Source organism: Pedomonas mirosovicensis, assembly GCF_022569295.1.
Lineage (GTDB): Bacteria > Pseudomonadota > Alphaproteobacteria > Sphingomonadales > Sphingomonadaceae > Pedomonas > Pedomonas mirosovicensis.
In genome coordinates this window covers 532,132-556,500 of record NZ_JAKFIA010000002.1, presented here as the reverse complement: position 1 = coordinate 556,500, position 24,369 = coordinate 532,132, and the positions used below count along the sequence as shown (strand labels likewise).

Here is a 24,369-nt window from a genome sequence, read left to right as displayed (position 1 = left end):
AAGGGAGCGGCGTGGCGCAATGACCACAAAGATACGCCTTTCTCCCGGCCTCCTCTTTTGCTGCGCTCCAATGTGCGACTATAATCTATGCCGATTAATCTGGTATAAAGGCCAGGGTTTGAGGGCCAGGGTTTCGCCGGCGCGGCTATGCCTCGCGCCGGTCAGGGGGGCAAAGTGGTTGACGCATCATCGCCGCATTCCGCGCGCCGGTCCGGCCGGGATCGCACAGATGCATTGCAAAGCGGGCGGCTGATTTTCTTTCTGGTTTTCCTGCTGGCGCTGTTTCCGCTCGTCATCTCGTGGACGCTGTCCCCTTCGGTGCCGGCACAGCTGAGGATTTGCCACAGCACGTCCCCCAGCCCGCTTGACCCCGAGGAGGCGCTCGATCTTCCCTATCGGTGCGTGGGCACAGTCACCGGCTATGCCGACCGCTGGCTCTGGCTGCGCCACGACCTCACCCAGGAACAGCAATCGTGGCCCGACTGGTCCATGAACATCCACCAAACCCGGTTTGAAAATCTGGTGGTGAGTTTCCATTTCGCCGACGGCAGCGCGCAAACCTACCGGGTGCGGGCGGGTGATTTCGGCCGGCATTGGACGCCCAATGGCTACATCGCCTTCAACGCCAATCGCGACAAGGCTCCCGTTAAAACCATCACCCTCGGCATTGACCGGCTGGTCTCCTACGAACTGGTGCGACTGCGGCTGGTGCCGATCGCCCAGCAGGAACGCGCGGTTCAGCTGAGCGCGGCGCTGGTCGGCGCATCGCTCAGCTTTCTTACCGTCTCTCTTGTCTACAATCTCTTCCTCGCCGCGATGGCACGGCAGAAAGCCATCTTCTGGCACTGCGGATGGGTCGTCTGCCTGATCTTCTGGGGCCTGTGCTGGTCGCAGCTGGCCCTGGTCGTCGCTCCGGGAATTGCCGGGATTGCGAGCGTGCGTATCTGCTCGGTGCTGGCCACCACCGCCACGTTTCTGGCCTGCCAGTACATGCTGGCCACGCTGGAGGAGGACATCCTGCCCTTCTGGCTGAGAATCGGCCTGCGCGTGGTGCCGGCCATCAGCCTGCTGTTCTGTATCGCCTGCCTCTACCCGCCGGAGGGCATAGGCACGATGTTGGCCAACCTCTTCCGGCTGACCACCCTGTTCACCCTCGCCACGGCCGTCGGCGCGCTGGTGCTCGCCCTGTGGCGCGGCAGCCAGAACGCCAAGGACTTCGCCCTCGCCTGGAGCCTGCCGATATTGGCCGTTCTGGCCTCCAACTTCAACGACACCTCGGCAACCGTTCCGGTGCTGAGCGGTGAAATGCTGGTGCTGGCCACCTCCGCCCTGCAAACCCTGTGGCTTTCCTTTGCCGCCTCGCGGGGTTTCGCCAGCCTGAAGGCCGAACGCGACCATGCCAGGGCAATGCAATCCGAACTCATGGCGCTGGCCGAGACCGACCCGTTGACCAAGCTGCACAATCGCCGCGGGCTGACCGCGCGGTTTCAGCGTGAGCTGGCCGAGGCGCACCGCAGCGGCGGTTGCCTCGGCCTCATGCTGGTCGATCTCGACCATTTCAAGTCGATCAACGACACCTTCGGGCACGAGGTCGGCGATCACGTCCTCCAGCATGTGGCAGGGCTGCTGGGCCTCTTGCGGCAGGAGGGGGCGATCGTCGCGCGGTTCGGCGGCGAGGAATTCTGCGTTGTCGTGCCGAACGTGGCGGGCGAGGCATTGCATGCCATGGCCGAGCGAGTCCGCCGCCTGCTGGCGGGCAGCGATCTGTCATTGCTGTTCAACTCGACGGAGCGCAGAATCACGGCCAGCTTCGGCATCATCGATACGCGGGCGTTTCCGGCATCGGATGCGAACGCCCTCCTGCGCGAGGCCGATCAGGCGCTGTATCTGGCCAAGGCGCAAGGGCGCAATTGTGTCGTTGCGGCACGATCCACCGAAGCGCTCCCGCCTGATCCTGCCGCCCCGGCATCCGCGCGGGCTTGATACGCCGGCTGCCTCACGCCTCGGCGGGGCAGTCTTCCATGTTCAGAACATTCAGCAGCGCCTGGCGCAGCATGTCGATACCAAACGGCTTTCGCAGCACCGGCTTTGCATGGTCCCTCTGCAAGGCGTTGTCGCTCCAGCCGGTCATCAGCAGCATCGGGATGAAGGGATAGTTCCGCCGGACAATCTCCTCCAGCTCAACGCCGTTGATACCACCCGGCATGATTATGTCGCTGATGACGAGATTGATCCCCACGCCTGCGCGCAGGTGGTCGAGGGCATCGGCGGCATTGGCGGCGCGGATCACCCGATAGCCCAGTTCATGGAGCATGCTGGCCGTCACATTGCCGACGTCCGGATTGTCCTCTACCAGAAGCACGGTCCCGCCCGGCAGTTCGACAGGCTGGGCCGGCGCCTCTGGCTCGGGCTTGTGCACGCCCGCCTGCGCCCGGGGCAGGTAGAGGGTAAAGGTGGTGCCCTCCCACTGGACGCTCCTGACCGTCACCGTGCCGCCGGAGCGTGATGCGAAGCCATACACCTGCGGCAGGCCCAGGCCAGAGCCCTTCCGGGCATCCTTCGTGGTAAAGAACGGATCGAAGATCTTGCTGATGTGCTCGGGCGCGATGCCGGTTCCCGTGTCGGAGAGGGAAATGGCGAGGAAGTGGCCGCGCATATGGGGCACATCCGCATTGGGCAGCTGGACGTTCTGCGCCTCGACGGTCAGCCGCCCGCCCTGGGGCATGGCGTCTCGCGCGTTCATCGCCAGATTGACCATCGCCAGCTCCATTTCGCCCACATCGACGCGAATGGGATATAGGTCTGGCTTCAGATCGATGATGAGCTCAAGGTCGCCGCGCAGCGACCCTTGAAGCAGATCCTTCATCGCGGCGATCCTTAGCGACGGATCGACCACGACCGGATTGAGCGGCTCCCGCCGGGAGAAGGCCAGCAGCTGGCGCGTGAGGTTGCGCCCGCGCTGGGCGGCATGGCGAATGGTATCGATAGCCGACACGTCCTCCGGCGCGTCCAGCCGGCGGCGCAGGATGTCGGCATAGCCGCTAATGATCATCAGCAGGTTGTTGAAATCATGGGCGACGCCGCCGGTCAGCTTGCCGATGGCTTCCATCTTCTGCGCCTGGGCCAGCTGCTCGCGGGTCAGCGCCAGTGCCACCTGCGCGTTGCGCTGGGCCGTCATGTCGCGCGTCACCTTGGCAAAGCCCAGGTGCTGGCCATCATCGTCGCGGATGGCATCAACGACGATGCTGGCCCAGAACCGGCTGCCGTCCTTGCGGATGCGCCACCCTTCCGCCTCGTAGCGACCATTCTTCAGCGCATTGGCGAGCGCAAAGTCCGGCGTGCCGCACTGACGGTCCTCCGGCGTGAAGAAACACTCATAGTGCCGGCCGAGAATCTCCGCCTCGGTATAGCCCTTGATCCGCTCCGCGCCGGCGTTCCAGCTGACAATGTGGCCCTGCGGGTCCAGCATGTAGATCGCGTAATCGACAACGGCTCTCACCAGCAGTTCGAAACGGCGATCGTTGATCTGTGCAATCGTCATAGGGGAACAGCCAACTTCAGAAGTTTCAACACGCGCGGCACGATCACACCGGGCGTTCACAGGGCAAACTGCCCCATAGATAGTTCTGGCATCCAGCTTGGCCATGGATCGGAGCACGGCGGCGTAATTTTATTAAAGACACGCCGCGGCAGGCGGCTTTCCCGCTCCCCCCGGCTTTTCCATGTTCCGCACTCGGCCACAGCCAGCTCCTTATAATCACCGCATCACACGCGGACATCACGCGCCATCCGGCCTTCCGTGCCGAAGAGGCTCAGATAGTGGGCGATGGCCTTCGGGGCGCCGGTCGCTTTCGTCGGGTTGTCCGACAGCTTGACCGCCGGGCGGCCGTTGGCCTGCGTTACCTTGCAGACCAGCGAAATCGGCTCCAGCGCCGGACGGTCGTCGGTGGCGCAGCCGGCCAGATCGTTGGTGAGGTTGGTGCCCCAGCCGAAGCTGAGGCGCACCCGGCCATCGAAGTGATGGTAGGTCTCCTCGATCGACTCCACGTCCATCCCGTCGGAGAAGACCAGCAGCTTGGATTTCGGGTCGACGCCCTTTTCACGCCACCAGGCCATGATCCTCTCGCCCCCCTCGATGGGCGGCGCGGAATCCGGGCGAAAGCCGGTCCACTCCGCCAGCCAGTCCGGGGCCTGCTCCAGAAAGGCCGCGGTGCCGAAGGTGTCCGGCAGCACCACCAGGAGGTTGCCGCTGTAATAGCTCTTCCAGTCCTCCAACACCTTGTAGGGGGCCTTGCGCCGGGCCGCGTCGGTTTCCGCCAACGCCGCCAGCACCATGGGCAGTTCGTGGGCATTGGTGCCAATGGCCTCCAGGTCGTGTTCCATCGCCAGCAGCACGTTGCTGGTGCCGGTAAGCTTGGGCCCCAGCCCTTCCTTCAGCGCGGCGATGCACCAGTTCTGCCACAGGAAGCTGTGGCGGCGACGGGTGCCGAAATCGGAGAGGCGCAGGGCCGGCAGGCGGCGCAGCCGCTCCAGCTTTTCCCACAGCCGGGCCTTGGCGCGGGCGTAAAGCACGTCGAGCGAGAAGCGGCCCAGCCCCTTGAGCGCCGCGCGGGAGCGCAGTTCGTTGACGATGGCGAGCGCCGGGATCTCCCACATGCTGGCGTGGGTCCACGGTCCGTGGAAGTTGAGGCGGTACTGGCCATCAACCCTTTCCAGTTCGTATTCGGGTAGCTGGAAATCGGCGAGCCAGGCCATGAACTCCGGCGCGAAGATCTGCTGGCGGCCGTAAAAGGTGTTGCCGGCCAGCCAGACCAGCTCCTTGCGGGTGAAGCGCAAGGACCGCGCATGATCGAGCTGGGCCCGCAACTCGTCCTCGTTGATCTCGTCCGCGATGCGGACCGAGGTGGTGCGATTGATGAGCGAGAAGGTGACGTTCACATCGCGATAGAGACCCCAGATCATCTGGAGCATGAGCAGCTTGTAGAAGTCCGTATCCAGAAGGCTGCGGACGATGGGGTCCAGACGCCAGCCATGGTTGTAGGTACGGGTTGCGATATCGGTGAAGATCATACTGGGCCTTAACGCAGCATCGGGCCACCCGATGACGGGCAGGATTTCGGAAGGCTGGCAGAGTTTGGGCGCAACCTTAGCCACTGGGCCGGCCGGGGACCAGCCCCATCATGCCACGTCAGATTAGTATGCCCCAGTCCCTCAGCACGTCTTGCGTGTCCTCTCCCGGCCGAGACGGCGGGGCGGAGACTGCGCCCGGCGTGCGGCTGAAGCGCGGGCCCGGCGCGGGCTGCATCACTTCACCGTCATGGAAGAACACGCCTCGGGCCGCCATGTGCGGGTGCTGGTCCACCTCCGCGAGGCTGAGCACCGGCGCAACGCAGGCCTCGCTGCTGAACGTGGCCACCCAATCGTCGCGGGTGCGCTCTTTCAGCCGCGCCGCCACCTGCTCCTTCAGCATCGGCCAGCGCGCCCGGTCCCACTGGGCCTCGAAAATCGGGTCATCGAGCCCAGCTTCCTTCAGGAAGGTGCGGTAGAACTGGGGCTCGATCGCGCCGACGGCGAGATGCTGCCCGTCCTTCGTCTCATACACCTCGTAGAAATGCGCGCCGCCGCCGATCGGCCCCGTGCCGCGCCGGTCGTCTATCGCGCCGAACGCGCGCAACGCGAGCACGGCGGAGAGCTGGAGCGCCACCCCCTCGATCATCGCCGCGTCCACCACCTGCCCCTTGCCCGATTGCCGGGCCTCCAGCAGCGCCGCCAGCATGCCGAAGGCGAGGTAGAGCCCGCCGCCGCCCATGTCCGCCACGAAGTTCTGGGGAATGGCAGGCTTCTCCCCTTCCCGCCCGCACACATGCAGCGCGCCCGCAAGGGCTATGTAATTGATGTCGTGGCCCGCCCAGTCGGCCAGCGGCCCGGTCTGCCCCCAGCCGGTCACGCGGCCGTAGACCAGCCTCGGGTTACGGGCCAAACACACGTCGGGCCCGATGCCCAGCCGCTCGGCGACGCCCGCCCGGTTGGCCTCGATCACCCCATCGGCGCGATCGACCAGTTTGAGGGCGATCTCAAGCTCCTCCAATTTCTTCAGGTCCAGCACCACCGAGCGCTTGCCCCGGTTGAGGATGTTGCGGCGGTGGTCGGAAACGGCAAAGGCGGCCATAGCCCCGCCGGGCCGGTCGATCTGCACCACCTCGGCGCCCAGGTCCGCCAGCAGCATGCCGCAGAATGGCCCTGGGCCGAGCCCTGCGAACTCAATGACCTTAAGGCCCGCCAGCGGCCCGCTGCGCTTTCTCATCTGCTCCCCCCTCGGCCTCGCGGCGTTTACAGGAAGTCTAGCCTTTCAGCCGTAGGCAGGCTACACGGCCCCCCAAACCCATAGGGATCGGCAACAGCAGCAGGACAGGCAGGAGACGGCCATGGACCGGATCACCCTCACCCAACCGGACGACTGGCACCTCCACGTGCGCGACGGCGATGCTTTGCGCGCTGTGCTGCCCTACTCCGCCCGCCAGTTCGGCCGGGCCATCATCATGCCGAACCTGGTGCCGCCGGTGACGACGACCGAGCAGGCGCTCGCCTACCGCGAGCGGATTCTGGCCGCCCTGCCGGAAGGGAGCACCTTCCAGCCGTTGATGACGCTCTACCTCACCGACAACACGCCGCCAGAGGAGATCGCGCGGGCCAAGGCCAGCGGCCACATCTATGCGGTGAAGCTGTACCCGGCGGGGGCGACCACCAATTCCGCCTCCGGCGTCACCGACATCCGCCGCTGCGACGAAACGCTGGCAGCAATGGCGGAGGCGGGCCTGCCGCTCCTCGTCCATGGCGAGGTGACCGACCCCGATGTCGACATTTTCGACCGCGAGGCGGTGTTCATCGACCGGGTGCTCGCCCCCCTGCTCGCGCGCCTGCCGAACCTGAAGGTGGTGATGGAGCATATCACGACCGGCGAGGCTGCCCAGTTCGTGGCGCAGGGGCCGGATAATCTCGCCGCCACCATCACGGCCCATCACCTGCTGTTCAACCGCAACGACATGCTGGTGGGCGGCATTCGCCCGCACTTCTTCTGCCTGCCGATCCTGAAGCGGGACGACCACCGCCGCGCGCTGGTGGAAGCGGCGACCTCCGGCAACCCCAAGTTCTTCCTCGGCACGGACAGCGCGCCCCACGCCCGCAAGGCCAAGGAAGCCGCCTGCGGCTGCGCCGGCTCCTACACCGCGCCGACCGCGCTGGAGCTCTACGCTACCGCCTTCGACGAGGCCGGGATGTTGGACAAGCTGGAAGGGTTTGCCAGCCACTTCGGGCCGGACTTCTACGGCCTGCCGCGCAACCAGCGCACAGTGACGCTGGTGCGGGAAGACTGGCGCGTGCCCACCACCCTGCCCTACCTCGACGATGTCATCATCCCGCTCAAAGGCGGCGAGACGCTCGGCTGGCGCATGGTCGAGGCGGGCTAAGGCGATTTTATATTCCCTGGCTTGACCAAGAGGGGCGCGGAGGGGCTTAAGCCCCTTTGCAAATGCGGAGAAACAAGCCCCTCTACCCCCAGGGCCCTGCCTTGCCATCGCCGGCGGCCCAGGGGTTGGGCCGGGGGCGGTGGGCTTCCCGCGCCGGGGCGAGCATTATCATCTCACCCACATTCTCGGCGGTGATATAACCGACAAGCCGCCCATCGCTTGCCGTCACGCCGACGGCGGGCACGCGTTTTTCCTGCAGCAACCGGGTTGCCGCCTCCAGGCTCTGGCGACACTGGATGGTGGGAATGTCGGTTCGCATCGCCGCCTCCACGCGCGCAGTGGGCCCGTCTCTCCGCAGCGCCTTTACCATGCAGTCGCGCGTCAGCATGCCTTGCAGCCGCCCGGCGTCATCCACCACCGGAAACTCGTGTTGCGTCGTGCGGATCAGCGCATCGGCCGCATCGGCGATGCTGCTCTCGGCGCGCAGCGCCTCGAAGCGCCTCACCATGCCATCGGTCGCCAGGAGGCCACGCCCGACCATCCGCAGCTGCACCGCCTGCGCCTCGGCCACCGCGCCCAGAAAAACGAACAGGGCGATGAAGACCAGGAGCGCGTTGCCGGCAACCAGCCCCCAGATGCCGAACAGGAACGCCACGCCCTGCCCGACCCCGGCCGCGATTTCCGTGCCGCGGGCATAGCCGAGCTTGTAGGCGAGCAGCGCGCGCAGCACCCGCCCGCCGTCCATCGGGAAGGCGGGGATGAGGTTGAATACCGCGAGGAAGATATTCACCGCGAGCAGGCGGTAGAGCATGCCGGCGCCGGGATCGGTCATGTCGACCCCACCCGCTGGCCTGATGCCGCCCAGGGCCAGGAACAGCACCCCCGCGATGACCACGTTCACCGCCGGTCCGGCCAGCGCGATCAGCAACTCCTGGCCCGGATGCTCGGGCACGCGCTCCAGCCGCGCCACGCCGCCGATGGGCAGCAGCGTGACGTCGGGCGTCTGCACGCCGTAGCGGCGGGCGGTGAAGACATGGCCGAACTCATGCAGCACCACGCAGAGAAACAGCAGCAGGATAAAGACGATGCTCTGCGCCGCCGCCGGCGCGCCGCCACGCGCGAGATTGGCAAAGCCGATGAAGAGGAGGAAGAGCAGGAAGGTAACATGGACGCGGATCACCGTGCCCTTGACCGAGCCTATGGCGAAGGACCAACCCATTCCGCTCTTCTTCCTTCTGCCCGCCTAACCTTCCGACCGGCACCGCCCAGAAAGAAAGGGCACGGCCGTCGACCTCGCGGGTCTCTCGGTTTCCAGTCGTCCATATCGAACGCATGGCCGGCAATACGGGTGCCCGGCCGTCAGGAAGCCCTGGGGGCCGCCGGCTCGGCGCATAGCGTCTCCGGCGCGAGAACGGAAAGCGCCACCTTCTCGAACCCTTCCATCAGAACCTGAGGGTCGATATCCGGGTTGATGGTGATGCGCGCCGCAATGCCGTGCAGCATCAGAAGGATCAGCTCCATCTTGGCGTCGGGAATGTCCGGCGTGCCTGGCCGGGTGCGGCGGGCGCGCGTGATGAGTTCCTTCATCAGGCCGCGAAAGTTGCGGTCCAGCTCCGCCAGCACCGCCGCGATCTTGGGGTTGCGGCTGGCCTCGGCATGGATTTCGAGGAAGATGGCGGCGCGATCCCGGTCCAGCATCCAGGGGATACTCTTGCGAAGCCGGGTGATAATCGTCTCCACATTGCCAGCGGAGGCGATCATGCGCCGCAGCGAGGCCTCCACCTGGGCGCAGTCCCGCTGCACCAGCGCGATGATGATGGCGTCCTTGCTGTCGAAGTAGCGGTAGATGTGGCCGACGCTCATGTCCGCGCGCGCCGCGATCCGGCTCATGCTCGCGCCGTGAAAGCCTTCTTCCCGGAAACAGGCGCCCGCCGCATCCAGCACCTGGCGCCGCCGTTGATCGGCCCGCAGCTCTCTTGCTGACTTGCACATGTCGTCCATCACCCTCGCTCCTCCCCCATAATTCTTTTCTTGACCCTTACCAACCTAGGTCGCATATAGCCACCCGCAAAAGAATGAACGATCATTCTCTTTTTTGGAGTAGCGGAAATATGGTTCCCACAGCTGGACGGATGAGCCGGAATGCGGGCAAGCTGGCTCTTGTGCTGATGCTGGGTACGGCTCTTGCCGGTTGCAAAACCGAGCAGACGGCCCAGAACGCGCCCGCCCCTGAGGTTGGAGTGATTGTGCTGAAACCTGAGTCGGCCGCGCTCACCTCCGAGCTGCCGGGCCGCCTTACTCCCTACATGGTGTCTGACGTCCGTCCGCAGGTGGGCGGCATCATCCAGAAGCGCCTCTTCGAGGAGGGCAGCATGGTGAAGAAGGGCCAGCTGCTCTATCAGATCGACCCCGCGCCCTACCAGGCCGCGTATGACCAGGCCGTCGCCAACCTGGCCCGCGCCGAGGCGACGCTGAAGTCCACCGCCAACCGCGCCGGGCGCTATGCCGAGCTGGTGAAGATCAACGCCGTCAGCAAGCAGGATGCCGAGGACGCGCTTGCGGCCCGCGATCAGGCCGCCGCCGAGGTAGCCGCCGCCAAGGCCGCCGTTCAGAACGCGCGCATCAATCTTGATTACACCCGCGTCGAGGCGCCGATTTCCGGGCGCATCGGTCGCTCCACCTTCACGCCGGGCGCGCTGGTGACGGCGGGTCAGGCCGAGGCGCTGGCCACCATCCAGACGCTCGATCCCATCTACGTGGACGTCACCCAGTCCAGCACCGAGATGCTGCAGCTGCGGGAGGCCTTCGCCCAAGGCAGCCTGAAGGACGGCAAGGACGCCACCGCCAACGTGGACCTCATCCTGCCCAACGGAGCCCGCTATGGCCACCGGGGCACGCTCAAGTTCTCGGAAGTGTCGGTCGACCCCAGCTCGGGCACCGTCGTCATCCGCGCGCTTGTCCCCAATCCAGACGGCACGCTGCTGCCGGGCATGTACGTGAAGGCGGTGCTGACCGAAGGCGTCGATCCCAACGCCATCCTCGCGCCGCAGGAGGCCATCAGCCGCGATGAGAAGGGCAACCCCGTCGCCATGCTGGTGGGCAAGGACGGCAAGGTCGAGCGCCGTGTCGTCAAGACCTCGCGCGTCATCGGCAACCGCTGGCTCATCACCGGCGGTCTTGCGCCCGGCGAGCGCCTGATCGTGGACGGTTTCCAGAAGATCAGGCCGGGCGTGCCCGTAAAGACGGTCGCCGCCGCGCAAGCCGGCGCTGCGCCCCAGGCCGGTTCCGCGCCCCAAGCCGCCTCGAGGTAAGACATGGCCCGCTTTTTCATTGATCGGCCCATCTTCGCATGGGTCATTGCCATCTGCGTCATGATCATGGGCGTGCTCTCGATCCTGCGGCTGCCCGTGGCGCAGTTCCCCGAGATCGCGCCGCCCAGCATCAAGATCACCGCCATGTATCCGGGGGCCTCCGCCGAGACGCTGGAGAACACGGTCACCCAGGTGATCGAGCAGCAGATGAAGGGCCTCGATGGCCTTCGCTACATGTCCTCCAACAGCGACTCCCAGGGCAACGCGGAAATCACCCTGACCTTCGAGCAGGGCACGGACCCGGACATCGCCCAGGTGCAGGTGCAGAACAAGCTGCAGCTGGCCACCCCCATGCTGCCGCAGGAAGTGCAGCAGCAGGGCCTGCAGGTCGCCAAGGCGACGGTGAACTTCCTCACCGTGCTCGCGGTCTATTCGGACGACCCGAACAAGACCTCCGCAGACCTGGGCGACCTCATCGCCACCCGCATCCAGGACCCCCTCAGCCGCGTGACGGGCGTCGGCGATACCATCCTGTTCGGCACCCAGTATGCCATGCGCGTGTGGCTCGACCCCTACAAGCTGCAGGGTTACGGGCTGACCACCGGCGACGTGAAGGCCGCCATCCGCGCCCAGAACGCGCAGGTCTCCGCCGGCCAGCTGGGCGGCCGCCCGTCCTCGCCCGAGCGGGCGCTGAACGCCACCGTCACCGCCCAGTCGCGCCTGACGACGCCAGACCAGTTCCGCGCCATCGTGCTGCGGACCAACCCGGACGGCTCCACCGTCCGCCTCTCCGACGTTGCGCGCGTGGAGCTGGACGGCGAGCGCTATGACGTCACCGCCAAGTACAACGGCAAGCCGTCGTCGGCCTTCGCCATCCGTCTCGCGCCGGGCGCCAACGCGCTCGACACCATGGAAGCGGTGCGGGAGCGGGCGGAGGAAATCGCCGTCTCCCTGCCGTCGGACGTTCACATCGCATACCCTTATGACACCACGCCGTTCGTGAAGGCGTCGGTGGAGGAAGTGGTGAAGACGCTGGTCGAGGCGGTCATCCTCGTCTTCCTGGTGATGCTGCTGTTCCTGCAGAATTTCCGGGCAACGCTGATCCCGACCATCGCCGTGCCCGTCGTCTTGCTCGGCACCTTCGGCGTGCTGGCGCTGTTTGGCTACTCCCTCAACACGCTGACCCTGTTCGGCATGGTGCTGGCCATCGGCCTCCTCGTCGACGATGCGATCGTCGTCGTCGAGAACGTCGAGCGCATCATGGCCGAGGAAGGGCTCTCCCCGCTGGAGGCGACCCGCAAGTCCATGGGCGAGATCAGCGGCGCGCTGGTCGGCATCGCCATGGTGCTGTCGGCGGTGTTCGTGCCCATGGCCTTCTTCTCCGGCTCGGCGGGCGTCATCTACCGGCAGTTCTCCATCACCATCGTCTCCTCGATGATCCTGTCGGTGCTGGTCGCGATGATCCTGACACCGGCGCTCTGCGCCACCCTGCTCAAGCCGGTCGCCAAGGGCTCGCACGGCAAGACCACCGGCTTCTTCGGCTGGTTCAACCGGGTGTTCGACAAGGGCACGGTGAAGTACGAGGCGGGCGTGAAGCGCACGGTGCGCTCCTCCAAGCGCGCCTTCCTGCTCTACGGCCTGCTGTGCGCCGGGCTTGCCGTCCTCTTCGTGCGCCTGCCCTCCGGCTTCCTGCCGGAAGAAGACCAGGGCCAGGTGATGATCTCGGTGCAGCTGCCGGTGGGCGCCACCGCGCCGCGCACCCAGGCTGTGCTCGACAAGGTGACCGACTACCTGCTCACCAAGGAGACGGGCAGCGTCAAGCAGGCGCTGGCCATCAACGGCTTCAGCTTCGCGGGCCGTGGCCAGAACATGGGCATGGTCTTCGTCAACCTGAAGGAGTGGTCCGAGCGCCCCGGCGCCGAGAACACCGCCCAGGCCGTCGCGGGCCGCGTGATGGGCCTCATGGCCGCCGAGCGCGACGCCATGGTCTTCGCCTTCACCCCGCCCGCCATCATCGAGCTGGGCAACGCCACCGGCTTCGAATTCCAGCTGCAAAACCAGGGCGGCGTGCCGCGCGAGCAGTTCCTCGCCGCCCGCAACCAGCTGCTGGGCATGGCCGCGCAGAACCCGAAGCTGATGGCCGTGCGCCCGAACGGCCTTGAGGACACGCCGCAGCTGAAGATCGAGGTGGACAACGCCCGCGCCGGGGCCCACGGCCTCGCCCAGGCGGATATCAACGACACCATCACGACCGCGCTCGGCGGCTCCTACGTCGATGACTTCATCGACCGCGGCCGCGTGAAGAAGGTCTATGTGCAGGCCGACGAGCCCTTCCGGCAGAAGCCGGAGGATCTGAACGCCTGGCACGTGCGCGGCAGGGGCGGCGAGATGACGCCCTTCTCCGCCTTTGCCACCTGGCACTGGACCTACGGCCCGGCGCGCCTGGAGCGCTTCAACGGCATGCCGTCGTTCCAGATCCTCGGCCAGCCGGCGCCCGGCACCAGCTCGGGCGAGGCCATGGCGGCAATGGAGGAGATGGCGGCCCAGCTGCCCCAGGGCATCGGCTTCGAATGGTCCGGCACCTCGTTCGAGGAACAGATGAGCGGCAACCAGGCACTGGCCATGTATGCGCTGTCGATCCTCTTCGTATTCTTGTGCCTTGCCGCGCTCTACGAAAGCTGGTCAATCCCGCTGGCGGTCATCCTGGCGGCTCCGCTCGGCATCTTCGGTGCCCTCGTCGCCTCCACCCTGACCGGGCTCTACAACGACATCTACTTCCAGGTGGCGCTGCTCACCGTGGTCGGCGTGTCGGCGAAGAACGCGATCCTGATCGTCGAGTTCGCCGAGGCCGAGCGCAAGGCGGGCAAGCCACTCCTCGAGGCGGTGGTGCACGCGGCACGGCTGCGCCTGCGCCCCATTCTGATGACGTCGTTCGCCTTCATCGGCGGCATCATCCCGCTCGCCCTCTCGCACGGCGCGGGCGCGGGCGGCCAGAACGCCATCGGCATCAGCGTCGCGGGCGGCATGCTGGCCGCAACGCTGCTCGCCATCTTCCTTGTGCCCCTGTTCTTCGTCGGGGTGACGCGGCTGTTCCAGCGTCGCGCCGCCGCGAAGCAGGACGCGCGGGTGCCGGTCGCCGCGCACCCCGCCGAGTAAGGACTTTTCGCATATGCTTATGAAGCACGCCTCCCTTTCCCTGCTGACCGCAACGGTCTTGCTTGGCGGGTGCAGCCTTGCGCCGGATTACAACCGACCGGCTCTCCCTGTTCCCGCCTCCCTGCCAGCCGATGGTGCCTCCCACCCTTCCGCGCCGCCTTCCTCCCCCTCCCCCCGGGCGGTCGCGGACATCGGCTGGCGGGACTTCTTCACCGAGCCCCGCCTTGAATCGGTCATCGAACTGGCGCTCGAGAATAACCGCGACCTCAGGATCGCGCTGGCCAACGTGGAACAGGCCCGCGCCCTCTACCGGGTGGAGCGCGCCGGCCTCGTGCCCTCGATCTCCGCCGATGGCACCGGCACCAAGCAGCGGCTGACCCAATCCCAGGCTGCCCTTTATGGCGGCGACCGCACGCAGGAAACCTGGTCCGCCAGCATCGGCGCAGCGTGGGAGATCGACCTGTTCGGGCGCATCCGCAACCTGTCGGAAGCGGCGCTGGAGCAGTTCTTCGCCACGGAGGAGAACCGCAAGGCCGCCCAAATCAGCCTCGTCGCCGAGACCGCCAACGCCTGGCTGACGCTGTCGGCGGACCAGGCACAGCTGGCGGTGGCCGAGGCCTCGCTCGATGCCTTTAAAAAGACCTTTGATCTGACCAAGGCCCGCTTCGAGGAAGGCGCCGGCTCGGCCATCGACGTGCGACAGGCCCAGACCAGCTATGACGCCGCCCGCGCCCAGGTGGCGGCGCTGAAGGCGCAGGTCGCGCAGGACCGGAACGCCCTTACCCTGCTGGCGGGCACCACCGTTCCCGCCGACCTGCTGCCCGCCGAAGGCAACGCGCGGCCGGCAACGCTCGTTGCCCTGCCCGTAGGTGTTGACTCCGGCGTGCTGCTCCAGCGGCCGGACGTTCAGGCGGCCGAGCACCAGCTGATCGCGGCCAACGCCAACATCGGCGCGGCGCGGGCGGCCTTCTTCCCGCGCATCTCCCTGACCGGCCTGTTCGGCACGGCGAGCAACGACCTCTCCGACCTGTTCAAGAGCGGCACGGGCGTGTGGAGCTTCACGCCGTCCATCTCCCTGCCGATCTTCCAGGGCGGGGCGAACATCGCCAACCTGCGCTACAGCGAGGCGACCCGGGATGCGGCCGTCGCCAACTATGAAAAGGCCGTCCAGACCGCCTTCCGCGAGGTGGCGGACGCCATCGCCCGCCGCTCCACCATCAACGAGCAGCTGGAAGCGCAGGAGTCGCTGGCGGAAGCCGCCACCGACCTCTACCGCATGGCCGAAGCCCGCTACCGGCTGGGCGCCGAATCCTTCCTCACCACGCTGGACGCGCAGCGCACCCAGCTTTCCGCCCAGCAGAGCCTGATTACGGCCCGGCTGGCCCGCGACCAGAACCTCGTAGACCTCTATCGCGCCCTGGGCGGCGGCCTGAACTAACGCCCGCCTCCCTCGGTCGCAAGAGCCGCCGGCGCCTCCTCCCCCCCTCGCGCCGGCGGCTTTTTTGCGCCTTATATGCCCGGTTTTGCCCCCTGTTCGCAGGGGCCGCGCCACACTTGGGTTGACAACGCCGCAAAACATCCGAGATTCGAAGGCATGAGCAAAACCAAGCCCGCCATTATTCGACCGTTTCCCATCGCGGGATCCTAAGCCCCTGGGCCTGGCTGTATGCGCCCCAGGCATCAGGGGCGCGGCGGCCGGTTAGGGCCGCACATTGTTGTTTCTAGGCGCTCACTCCGAAAAGGAACCACCCATCCGCGTGCGCGGCGCGCTTGCGTGCCGAGAAAGCGCGCGCCTCGGCATTTTCTCAAACGGGATTTCAAGATTGTCATGACGAATGCGACCTCCATCGGACCCAAGCCGCCCATCGTTCTGAGCGAGGAAGACTACGACCGCCTCACTGGCCTTGCCGAGGCCGTGGAGGACCGTGCGCCCGCCATCGCGGAGGAACTGCAGAACGAGATCGACCGGGCCAAGGTGGTGCCGCTTGGCGCGGTGCCGGCGGATGTCGTCCGCATGGGCTCAATCGTCGAGTACCGGGCGGAAAGCGGCCCGGCCAAGCGCGTCACGCTCGTCTTTCCTGGCGATGCGGACATCGCTGACGGCAAAATCTCCATTCTGACGCCGATCGGCACCGCGCTCATCGGCCTCGCCAAGGGCCAGTCCATCGCCTGGACCGCACGGGACGGCCGCCAGCACCAGCTGACCGTGCTCAACGTCGAACAACCGCCCGCGCCGCCGGCCGCCGAGGAATAGCGCCCGCGCCTGCGGCCTTTTGGCCCGGTTGTCCTTTCGGACGCAGAACGCTGTTGGCATCTCCGCCCCATTTAGGTATATCGTATACTATCCTCAGGTCAGGAAGCGGCCGGCCCTTCTGCCCCCTGCCAGAAGCCCAGGCTCACCTGACCTGAGGATGTCTGCGTTCGGCCAATAACGACGGGAGGACATGGCATGGCGGATAAGGTACGGCTTTCCCTGGACGAGGTACGCTCCCTGGCCGAGGTCGTTCTGTCGCGCTATGGCCTGTCCGAACGCCATGTCGAGGCTGTCAGCGATACCATCGTCGCCGGCGAGAGGGATGAGTGCGCCTCCCACGGTATCTACCGCCTGCTGGTGTGCGCCCACACCATCAAGGCGGGCAAGGTGGCGCTCGATGCCGAACCCGTGGTGCATGACATCGCCCCGGCGCTGGTGAAGGTGGACGCGCAGGGCGGCTACGCCCAGCTGGCCTTCAAGCTGGGCAAGCCCGTTCTGGCCGAGAAGGCGAGGCGCTGCGGCATCGCCGCCATGGGGCTGAACAACTGCGTCCACTTCGCCGCCCTGTGGCCGGAAGTGGAAGAACTGGCGCGCGATGGCCTCGTTGCCTTCGCCTTTACCCCCAGCCATGCGTGGGTTGCGCCGGCCGGCGGCAAGAAGCCGATCTTCGGCACCAACCCCATCGCCTTCGGCTGGCCCCGGCCGGGTGAGCACCCGTATGTGTTCGACTTCGCCACCAGCGCCGTGGCGCGCGGCGAGATCGAACTTCACCGCCGCGAGGGCAAGCCCATTCCGCTCGGCTGGGGCATCGATGCCGACGGCAACCCGACGACCGACGCCGCCGCCGCACTGGAAGGCGCCATGCTCACTTTCGGCGGGCACAAGGGCTCGGCCCTCTCCACCATGATCGAGCTGATTGCGGGGCCCCTGATCGGCGATATGACCAGCGCCGAGTCCATCGCCTACGACGGCGGGGCCAAGGCTTCCCCCCACGGCGGCGAGCTGATTATCGCCATCGACCCCGCGCGCTTCCTTGGCTCCCTGGCGGCGGAGCATCTGGCCCGCGCCGAGGCGCTGTTCGAGGGCATCGCCGGCCAGGGCGCGCGCCTGCCGTCGCAGCGCCGCTACGAGGCCCGCGCCCGCACCGCGACCGAGGGTGTTTACGTGCCGCGCAAGCTGCTGGAAGACATTCAGGCTCTGCTCGATTAATTCATAAGGCCGACATAGGGACAAAAAAGGGGGACCCACCCATGAAAGCCATGCTCAAGACCATCGCCGCGTTCAGCGCAGTTGCCGCCCTCTGGGCCGCGCCCGCCAGCGCCGAGGTGGATTACGCCGCCCAGCTGAAGGAAGGCGACGTCATCCTCAAGAACTTCACCTTCGGCACCGGCGAGAAGCTGGCCGAGTTGCGGATGCACTACGCCACGCTCGGCACCCCGAAGCGCGATGCCCAGGGCCACGTCACCAACGCGGTCATGGTGCTGCACGGCACCGGCGGCAGCGGGCGGCAGTTCCTCTCGCCCCAGTTCGCGCAGGAACTCTACGGCCCCGGCCAGCCGCTCGATATCACCAAATACTACATCATCCTGCCGGACAACATCGGCCATGGCGGATCGTCCAAGCCGAGCAACGGCCTGCGGATGTCCTTCCCGAAGTACGACTACGACGACATGGTGGAAGCCCAGCGCCGGATGCTGACGGAAGGCCTGAAGGTCGACCACCTGCGGCTGCTGATGGGCACCTCCATGGGCTGCATGCACGGCTTCATGTGGGGCGAGCAGCACCCCGATTTCGTACAGGCGATCATGCCGATGGCGTGCCTGCCCATGGAAATCGCCGGGCATAACCGCATGTGGCGCAAGGCGGCGATGCACGGCATCATGTCCGACCCCGCCTGGAACAACGGCAACTACACCTCCGAGCCGATCCTCGGCCTTCGCACGGCGGCGAGCCTGCTGCAGGTGGCGGGCTTCGCGCCGCTCTACCTCCAGAAGACCTACCCCACCCGCGAGGCGGCGGAGAAATACATCGTCGAGCGCATCGAGTCCGACATTCCCCGGCGCGACGCCAACGACCTGATCTACCAGCTCGACTCCTCGCGCACCTACGATCCCTCGAAGGATCTGGAGAAGATCACCGCCGCCGTCACCTGGGTGAACTCGACCGACGACTTCATCAACCCGTGGGATTACGGTCTTGCCGAGAAGTTCGCCGCGCGCATCAAGAACGGCCGCTACGTGCTCATCAAGGCCACCGACGATACCCGTGGCCACGGCACCCACACCTGGGCGAAGTTCTGGAAGGACGACCTGATCGACCTTCTGAAGCGCAGCGAGAAGAAATAGCCCACCCCTTTCTTCTCCCCAAACCGCACCGGGCACCGCCCGGGCGGACAGGCGCGGCGGCCACTCCCCCCCTCGGCCGCCGCGCCTTTTATTTTGCTCGAGGATGTTCCTTCCCGGCGCGAACGAGGGGCGACAGGACGGGCGGATCGTTGTAGGAAGCGGCACGCACGCACAGCCAGCCCGGAAGGCACCCCATGGCCGATGATTTTCTGCGACACCGCCAGCCCTGGACGATGGACGAGCTGGCCAAGCTGCGCCGCCTCGCCGCCAAGGGCGAGACGCTGAAGGCCATCTCCAAGGCCCTGCGCCGCAGCGAGGAGAGCATCTCCGCCCGCGCCAAGGAAGAAGGGCTCAAGATCGCCAAGTTTCGCTGATTGATTGCGAATGACTGCTGCGATTGCACCCAAAACCCGAAATCGACGCTAATGGGGTTAAAACGCTCGTACAGAGGTTTTTGCCTATTGCCGCTAGGGTGGTAGCGGGCACCCTTGTTTTGGCGCTGTAAGGGGCCTCTACGGGGCTTTACGGGGCATTCCAGCGCCAGGTCTCGCTTCTTTTGGCGTACGGCGCATAAAATACGGGCCGCGCCTGGAGGGGAAGGCACGGCCCGTCGAGTTCTACGCTTTGGGGATTGGCTATTATTGTTATTGTTGGGTCGGGCAACCTCGCCGAGGCGAGCCGCTCGTAACTGTCATGGAGTCTCCGTGGCCGAGACGTGGTTCAGCGCGATGACCCATTTGCCGTCGCGCTTGCGCATCAGGCGCGTGTTGATCCCGTCCAGCGTCTTTTGGGGACGGCTGAGGCGGAACCGGCTGATGAGCTGGGCCGCATCGGGCGCCAGCATCTCGATCCGGATATCGTAGAAGTGCAACTTCCCGCGGGTGTCGGCGGACGCGCCGTAATCGCGGACGTAGTGATCGAGCGTGCCCTGCCAGTCCTTCTGGAACCGGCCGTTCGAGACGAAGATCACATCCGGATTGGCGAAGCCCTCCATGTAGCCGCGAAAATCCCCTCGGTTCCAGGCCGCCTCCATCCGCGCGATGACCGCGCGGATGGCAGCCTCCTCCGCCGCCGTATCCACCCCCACAAGGGCGGAGCCGTGCGCCGGGGCGGCGGGCCCCTCTCCCGCCACGGCGGCGGGGGAGAAACTCAGCCAGAGAAGGCCAGCGGCCAGAAGGAGGGAGGCGCGCATCGCCTTAGCCCCTTAGGACGCCATGTCCGGGTTGCGGCCGCCGTCGGCAATGAACTTGTCGATCCGGCGCTCCAGCGTCGGCAGCGGCACCGCGCCCAGCTGGAGGATGGCATCGTGGAAGTAGCGCTTGTCGAACTTCTCGCCCAGCGCCTCTTCCGCCTTCGCGCGCAGGCGGCGGATGGTCAGCTCGCCCAGCTTGTAGGAGACGGCCTGGCCCGGCCACGCGATGTACCGGTCGATCTCGTTGACGACCTCATGCTTGGTCAGCGCGGTCTTCTCCATCAGGTAGTCGATCGCCTGCTGGCGGGTCCAGCCGTACTGGTGGATGCCGGTGTCGACGACGAGGCGAGCGGCGCGCCACATCTCGTAGGAGAGCTGGCCGAACTCGTCATAGGGCGTCTCGTAGATGCCCATTTCGTAGCCGAGATACTCAGTGTAGAGGCCCCAGCCCTCGCCGTAGCCGGAGAAGTAGATGTTCTTGCGGAAGTCCGGCCGCTCCGGCGCTTCCAGCGCCAGCGCCGCCTGGAAGCTGTGGCCCGGCGTGCACTCGTGCAGCGTCAGCGCCGGAATGTTGAACAGCGAGCGGGCCGGCAGGTTGTAGGTGTTCATCATGCAGTTCTCGAGACCGCCGCGGCCACCGGTGTAGATGGGGGCCAGCGCCTCGGGAACGGGGATGATGCCGTGGCGGTAGCGCGGCAGGGTGGCGATGGTCTCGCTCAGCGCCGCATCCGCCTTCTTGGCGACATAGGCCGACTTGGCCAGCAGCTCATACGGCGTCTTGGCGTAGAACTGCGGATCGGTGCGGAGGAACTGCTTGAACTCCGCCAGCGTGCCCTTGAAGCCCGCCTTTTCCTTGGTCTTCTCCATGGCGGCGGTGATGCGCGCCACTTCCTTCAGGCCGATCTCGTGGATTTCCTTCGGCGTGATATCCAGCGTGGTGAACTTACGCACCATGTCCTGGTAGTAGGCATCGCCGTTCGGCAGATCGTGGGCCGCGATGGTCTTGCGGGCCTTGGGCATGTACTCCTTGACGAACATGGTGTGCAGCTTTTCGTAAGCCGGCGCCACCACGTCGTGGATGACCTTCAGGCCTTCGGCGCGGATCTTTTCGCGCTCGGCGGCGGGGATATTGTCCGGAATCTTGGTGAACGGCTCGAACAGCGGATTGTCCTCGCCGGCCCGCAGATACGGCTCCATGGTCTTGTCGCGGCCTTCGATGGCAACGCGCGGCACGGTGAAGCCGCGGGCAAGACCGGCCCGCATGTTGGTTATGTTCTCGTCGAAGTAGCGCGGAATTTCACGCAGACGGCTGAGGTAGTTGCGATACTCCTCCGCCGACAGCAGCGGCTTGCGGGTGCCCAGGCTGGTCCAGAAGAAGGTGTCCGCATTGAACGGCGCTTCATAAAGCTTGTAGCGCAGGTCGACCGCATCGCCCCACACCATTTCGCGGAACACGTCGTAGTTGATCCGCTCTTCCTCGCTCAGCTGATCGACCGGAATCTTGTCCAGCTCGGCCAGCACCTTGTCCCAGTAGGCGAGGCGGCGCTGCTGGCTGGCCGCATCCTCGTGCGGCAGGTGGGCGCGGCCTTCCGGCGTCCGGGAGAACTCCTGCTGGCGCCACTGCCACTCGGCCTCGTAGATGCTCCGCAGGCGCGCACCGGCGGCGGTTTCGGCCTGGGCGCCGGCTGCGGGCGCCTCGGCGGCGGCTGCGGCCGGAATGCTCACGGCAACGGCCGGAATGCTCACGGCAACGGCGGGAACAGCGCTAATCGCCGCGGAGGCGAGCAGTGCGCGGAGGATAAGGGAAGCAGTTCGCATACTTTAAGTTCTCCTGTCCGGGACCCCCTGATTCTTCATCGCCGCCTCCCGGTAAGCGATATGGCGATGTATCGTATACAGAATACGATACGGAAACAGCCCCGCTGTCAATCCCACAGATGCAAGGAAATGAATGCTTGCAGCAATCGATACTCGGCGGGACACGACAGCCGACTCCCCCTTCCTGTCTATACAGCTAAGCTGCGTGATGCAAATAACCCACCTTGACAGACCCGCATTCCTGCGTACCGTATTTTGTATACGATTTAAGCAATGATGCGCCTGAGGGATACGCACCGCGCGGGTCAGGCAGGCCGCCGCTACCCAAGGGGGAGGGAATTACCAATGTTGAGCCAGTTCACCATCAACCGACGGACGCTGCTGGCGGGCGCTGCCGTGGCGGCGATGCTGCCGTCCGCCGCCTGCGCCACCAAGCGCGCCGCTGGCCTGCCTGATCGCGCCACGGCCCTGCCGTTGTCTTCGGTGCGTCTGCTGCCCTCGCCGTTCCTTGAGGCGGTCGAGGCGAATCGCGCCTACCTCCACCGGCTGGAGCCGGACCGGCTGCTGCACAATTTCCGCACCAGCGCCGGCCTGAAGCCGAAGGGCGAGGTTTACGGCGGCTGGGAGAGCGACACCATCGCCGGCCACACGCTGGGCCACTACCTGACCGCCCTGTCGCTGATGTACGCCCAGACCGGCGACGCGGAATGCAAGCGCCGGGTGGACTATATCGTCAGCGAGCTGGCCGAGGCGCAGGCCGCCCATGGCGACGGCTACGTGGCGGGCTTCACCCGCAAGCGCGGCGACATCGTGGAGGACGGCAAGGCCCTGTTCCCCGAGATCATGGCTGGGGACATCCGCTCCGCCGGGTTCGACCTCAACGGCTGCTGGGTGCCCTTCTACACCTGGCACAAGCTGTACGCCGGCCTGTTCGACGCTGAAACCTACTGCGGCAACACCCAGGCCCTGCCCATCGCCGTCAAGCTCAGCGGCTACATCGAGAAGGTGTTCGCCCCGCTCAACGAGGAGCAGGTGCAGAAGGTGCTGGACTGCGAGCACGGCGGCATCAACGAAAGCTTCGCCGAGCTGTACGCCCGCACCAAGGACCCGCGCTGGATGAAGCTGGCCCAGCGCCTGCGCCACCGCAAGGTGCTCGATCCGCTGAGCCAGCGGCAGGATTCGCTGCCGTGGATTCACGCCAACACCCAGATCCCGAAGATCATCGGCCTCGCGCGCATCTATGAACTGGCGGGCGTTGCCGGCGACCGCACGGCGGCCGAGTTCTTCTGGGAGACGGTGACGCGGGACTACTCCTACGTGATCGGCGGCAACGCCGACCGCGAGTACTTCCCCGCACCGCGCACGGTCTCCAAGCACATCACCGAGCAGACCTGCGAGAGCTGCAACACCTACAACATGCTGAAGCTGACCCGGCATCTCTACAGCTGGTCGCCGAGCGCAAACCTGTTCGACTACTACGAGCGGGCGCACATCAACCACATGCTCGCCCACCAGAACCCGAAGACCGGCCACTTCGCCTACATGGTGCCGCTGATGTCGGGCACGCACCGCAACTGGTCGTCGGACTTCGACGATTTCTGGTGCTGTGTCGGCACGGGCATGGAAACTCACTCCAAGCATGGCGAGAGCATCTACTGGCAGGGCGGCGACACGCTGATCGTCAACCTGTTCATCCCCTCGCAGGTGGAGTGGAAGGAGCGCAATGCCAAGCTGCGGCTCGATACCCGCTACCCCTACAACGAGGACGTGACGCTGACGCTGACGGACATCGAGACGCCGCAGAGCTTCGCCGTCGCCCTGCGTATCCCCGGCTGGTGCCAGGGCGCGAAGGTCGCCATCAACGGCGCGGACCAGCCCTTCAACGCGAAGGATGGCTACGTCGTCCTGCGCCGCAAGTGGACCAAGGGCGACCGCATCAGCCTCACCCTGCCCATGGCGCTGCGGACGGAATCGACGGTCGATGATCCGGACGTCATCGCCCTCCTCCACGGCCCGGTGGTGCTGGCGGCCGACGTCGGCTCGCCCGCCGAACCCTACAAGGGGCCGGATCCGGCGCTGGTGTCCAACGACCTGCTGACCGGTTTCGTGCCGGTGTCGGTCGAGGAGAAGCGCTTCCGCAGCCAGGGCGTCGGCCGGCCGCAGGACCTGGAGTTCAGCCCCTTCTACAGCCAGTGGGACCGGCGCACGGCGGTCTACTTCCGCCGCTTCACGGATGCCGGATGGAAGGAGGCGCAGGTGGCCTTCGCCGCCGAGCAGGAACGCCAGCGCGAGCTGGAGGCCCGTTCGGTCGACATCATGCACCTGGGCGAGATGCAGCCCGAGCGCGACCACCAGCTGGAGGCGAAGAACAGCTACCCCGGCACCTATCGCGGCCGCCACGGGCGCGACGTGCGCGCGGAGGGCTTCGTGCAGTTCCGCATGAAGGTGCGCTCGGGCCAGATGGTGCTGCAGAACACCTACTGGGGCGAGGAGCGGGGCAAGCACTTCCACATCCTGGTGGACGGCCAGCGCATCGCCACGGTGAAGCTGAACGGCGAGCACCCCGGCGACTTCTTCACCGCCGACTATCCGATCCCCGAGGAGCTGACCCGCGGCAAGACCAGCGTGCTGGTGCGGTTCGAGCCCGAGAAGGGCCTCAACCGCGGCGGCCCGGTCTACGGCGTGCGGATGCTCGCGGCCAAGTAATGTGCGAGTAGAGTAAGGCGTACGAAGGGCGGGCCCGAGGCCCGCCCTTTTTTCTTGCGTGACAGGCAAGCAGGGGCCGATTATGGCCAGGCATGGCTGGCGCGGCGGGGTCGTGACGTCC

The 24,369-nt window shown here is 66.2% G+C and carries 17 protein-coding genes; 10 read left to right on the top strand and 7 right to left on the bottom strand.

Translation table 11 applies throughout. The features are described 5' to 3' along the window. The first annotated feature begins 174 nt into the window (after positions 1–174). Positions 175–1,983 (top strand): sensor domain-containing diguanylate cyclase, encoded by a 1,809-nt coding sequence (locus L0C21_RS15400; protein WP_259279310.1) that lies wholly within the window; start codon positions 175–177, stop codon positions 1,981–1,983. Between the two features lie 13 nt (positions 1,984–1,996). Here the strand turns inward: L0C21_RS15400 and L0C21_RS15395 are convergent, their stop codons facing one another. The 3 genes from L0C21_RS15395 to L0C21_RS15385 all read right to left on the bottom strand — a co-directional run bounded on the left by L0C21_RS15395 (position 1,997) and on the right by L0C21_RS15385 (position 6,304). Further along, complete coding sequence (locus L0C21_RS15395; RefSeq protein WP_259279309.1) at positions 1,997–3,541, bottom strand: PAS domain-containing hybrid sensor histidine kinase/response regulator family protein; 1,545 nt, start codon at positions 3,539–3,541, stop codon at positions 1,997–1,999. A gap of 224 nt (positions 3,542–3,765) precedes the next feature. Then, positions 3,766–5,070: a nicotinate phosphoribosyltransferase gene (gene pncB / locus L0C21_RS15390; RefSeq protein WP_259279308.1), complete on the bottom strand. Its 1,305-nt coding sequence runs from the start codon at positions 5,068–5,070 to the stop codon at positions 3,766–3,768. Positions 5,071–5,188: 118 nt separating this feature from the next. Beyond that, positions 5,189–6,304 (bottom strand): CaiB/BaiF CoA transferase family protein, encoded by a 1,116-nt coding sequence (locus tag L0C21_RS15385; protein WP_259279307.1) that lies wholly within the window; start codon positions 6,302–6,304, stop codon positions 5,189–5,191. A 121-nt stretch (positions 6,305–6,425) separates the two neighbouring features. On the opposite strand from L0C21_RS15385, the gene pyrC reads away from it, so the two are divergent. Next, positions 6,426–7,466 (top strand): dihydroorotase, encoded by a 1,041-nt coding sequence (pyrC, locus tag L0C21_RS15380; protein WP_259279306.1) that lies wholly within the window; start codon positions 6,426–6,428, stop codon positions 7,464–7,466. An 82-nt stretch (positions 7,467–7,548) separates the two neighbouring features. On the opposite strand, the gene L0C21_RS15375 is transcribed toward pyrC, so the two are convergent. Together L0C21_RS15375 and L0C21_RS15370 are read right to left on the bottom strand one after the other, a co-directional pair. After that, positions 7,549–8,685 (bottom strand): site-2 protease family protein, encoded by a 1,137-nt coding sequence (locus L0C21_RS15375; RefSeq protein ID WP_259279305.1) that lies wholly within the window; start codon positions 8,683–8,685, stop codon positions 7,549–7,551. 140 nt (positions 8,686–8,825) lie between these two features. Further along, positions 8,826–9,467 (bottom strand): TetR/AcrR family transcriptional regulator, encoded by a 642-nt coding sequence (locus L0C21_RS15370; RefSeq protein ID WP_259279304.1) that lies wholly within the window; start codon positions 9,465–9,467, stop codon positions 8,826–8,828. Positions 9,468–9,598: 131 nt separating this feature from the next. Here L0C21_RS15370 and L0C21_RS15365 point away from each other — a divergent pair, with 131 nt between their 5' ends. The 7 genes from L0C21_RS15365 to L0C21_RS15335 all read left to right on the top strand — a co-directional run bounded on the left by L0C21_RS15365 (position 9,599) and on the right by L0C21_RS15335 (position 18,906). Then, the gene (locus L0C21_RS15365) at positions 9,599–10,777 is read left to right on the top strand and encodes an efflux RND transporter periplasmic adaptor subunit (protein WP_259279303.1); all 1,179 of its coding nucleotides are present in this window, start codon (positions 9,599–9,601) and stop codon (positions 10,775–10,777) included. Positions 10,778–10,780: 3 nt separating this feature from the next. Next, positions 10,781–13,933 carry an efflux RND transporter permease subunit gene (locus L0C21_RS15360; RefSeq protein WP_259279302.1) on the top strand — a complete coding sequence of 1,051 codons (3,153 nt, stop codon included), beginning with the start codon at positions 10,781–10,783 and terminating at the stop codon, positions 13,931–13,933. 13 nt (positions 13,934–13,946) lie between these two features. Beyond that, positions 13,947–15,371, top strand: coding sequence for an efflux transporter outer membrane subunit (locus tag L0C21_RS15355; protein ID WP_374940273.1), 1,425 nt, complete (start codon positions 13,947–13,949; stop codon positions 15,369–15,371). A 390-nt stretch (positions 15,372–15,761) separates the two neighbouring features. Next, positions 15,762–16,187: a nucleoside diphosphate kinase regulator gene (gene rnk / locus L0C21_RS15350; protein WP_259279301.1), complete on the top strand. Its 426-nt coding sequence runs from the start codon at positions 15,762–15,764 to the stop codon at positions 16,185–16,187. A gap of 195 nt (positions 16,188–16,382) precedes the next feature. After that, positions 16,383–17,396 carry an Ldh family oxidoreductase gene (locus L0C21_RS15345; RefSeq protein WP_259279300.1) on the top strand — a complete coding sequence of 338 codons (1,014 nt, stop codon included), beginning with the start codon at positions 16,383–16,385 and terminating at the stop codon, positions 17,394–17,396. Between the two features lie 41 nt (positions 17,397–17,437). Further along, positions 17,438–18,532, top strand: coding sequence for an alpha/beta fold hydrolase (locus L0C21_RS15340; protein WP_374940272.1), 1,095 nt, complete (start codon positions 17,438–17,440; stop codon positions 18,530–18,532). Positions 18,533–18,726: 194 nt separating this feature from the next. Then, a complete protein-coding gene (locus tag L0C21_RS15335) occupies positions 18,727–18,906 on the top strand; it encodes a hypothetical protein (RefSeq protein ID WP_259279299.1) in 180 nt (59 codons plus the stop codon). Between the two features lie 317 nt (positions 18,907–19,223). Here the strand turns inward: L0C21_RS15335 and L0C21_RS15330 are convergent, their stop codons facing one another. Then, entirely contained in the window at positions 19,224–19,724 is a 501-nt protein-coding gene (locus tag L0C21_RS15330; protein WP_259279298.1) for a YybH family protein, read from the bottom strand. A gap of 12 nt (positions 19,725–19,736) precedes the next feature. Further along, positions 19,737–21,542, bottom strand: a complete 1,806-nt coding sequence (locus tag L0C21_RS15325) for a DUF885 domain-containing protein (protein WP_259279297.1) — start codon at positions 21,540–21,542, stop codon at positions 19,737–19,739. 345 nt (positions 21,543–21,887) lie between these two features. Between L0C21_RS15325 and L0C21_RS15320 the strand changes: the two genes are divergently transcribed. Beyond that, positions 21,888–24,248, top strand: coding sequence for a glycoside hydrolase family 127 protein (locus L0C21_RS15320; RefSeq protein ID WP_259279296.1), 2,361 nt, complete (start codon positions 21,888–21,890; stop codon positions 24,246–24,248). Positions 24,249–24,369 lie beyond the last annotated feature (121 nt).

Excerpts from the sequence above, each read along its gene's own strand:
- pncB (WP_259279308.1), bottom strand. The coding sequence starts at position 5,070 with ATGATCTTCACCGATATCGCAACCCGTACCTACAACCATGGCTGGCGT.
- L0C21_RS15360 (WP_259279302.1), top strand. The coding sequence starts at position 10,781 with ATGGCCCGCTTTTTCATTGATCGGCCCATCTTCGCATGGGTCATTGCC.
- L0C21_RS15345 (WP_259279300.1), top strand. The coding sequence starts at position 16,383 with ATGGCGGATAAGGTACGGCTTTCCCTGGACGAGGTACGCTCCCTGGCC.
- L0C21_RS15330 (WP_259279298.1), bottom strand. The coding sequence starts at position 19,724 with ATGCGCGCCTCCCTCCTTCTGGCCGCTGGCCTTCTCTGGCTGAGTTTC.
- pyrC (WP_259279306.1), top strand. The coding sequence starts at position 6,426 with ATGGACCGGATCACCCTCACCCAACCGGACGACTGGCACCTCCACGTG.
- L0C21_RS15365 (WP_259279303.1), top strand. The coding sequence starts at position 9,599 with ATGAGCCGGAATGCGGGCAAGCTGGCTCTTGTGCTGATGCTGGGTACG.
- L0C21_RS15385 (WP_259279307.1), bottom strand. The coding sequence starts at position 6,304 with ATGAGAAAGCGCAGCGGGCCGCTGGCGGGCCTTAAGGTCATTGAGTTC.
- L0C21_RS15355 (WP_374940273.1), top strand. The coding sequence starts at position 13,947 with ATGCTTATGAAGCACGCCTCCCTTTCCCTGCTGACCGCAACGGTCTTG.
- L0C21_RS15395 (WP_259279309.1), bottom strand. The coding sequence starts at position 3,541 with ATGACGATTGCACAGATCAACGATCGCCGTTTCGAACTGCTGGTGAGA.
- L0C21_RS15340 (WP_374940272.1), top strand. The coding sequence starts at position 17,438 with ATGAAAGCCATGCTCAAGACCATCGCCGCGTTCAGCGCAGTTGCCGCC.
- L0C21_RS15335 (WP_259279299.1), top strand. The coding sequence starts at position 18,727 with ATGGCCGATGATTTTCTGCGACACCGCCAGCCCTGGACGATGGACGAG.
- L0C21_RS15325 (WP_259279297.1), bottom strand. The coding sequence starts at position 21,542 with ATGCGAACTGCTTCCCTTATCCTCCGCGCACTGCTCGCCTCCGCGGCG.
- L0C21_RS15375 (WP_259279305.1), bottom strand. The coding sequence starts at position 8,685 with ATGGGTTGGTCCTTCGCCATAGGCTCGGTCAAGGGCACGGTGATCCGC.
- L0C21_RS15320 (WP_259279296.1), top strand. The coding sequence starts at position 21,888 with ATGTTGAGCCAGTTCACCATCAACCGACGGACGCTGCTGGCGGGCGCT.
- rnk (WP_259279301.1), top strand. The coding sequence starts at position 15,762 with ATGACGAATGCGACCTCCATCGGACCCAAGCCGCCCATCGTTCTGAGC.
- L0C21_RS15370 (WP_259279304.1), bottom strand. The coding sequence starts at position 9,467 with ATGGACGACATGTGCAAGTCAGCAAGAGAGCTGCGGGCCGATCAACGG.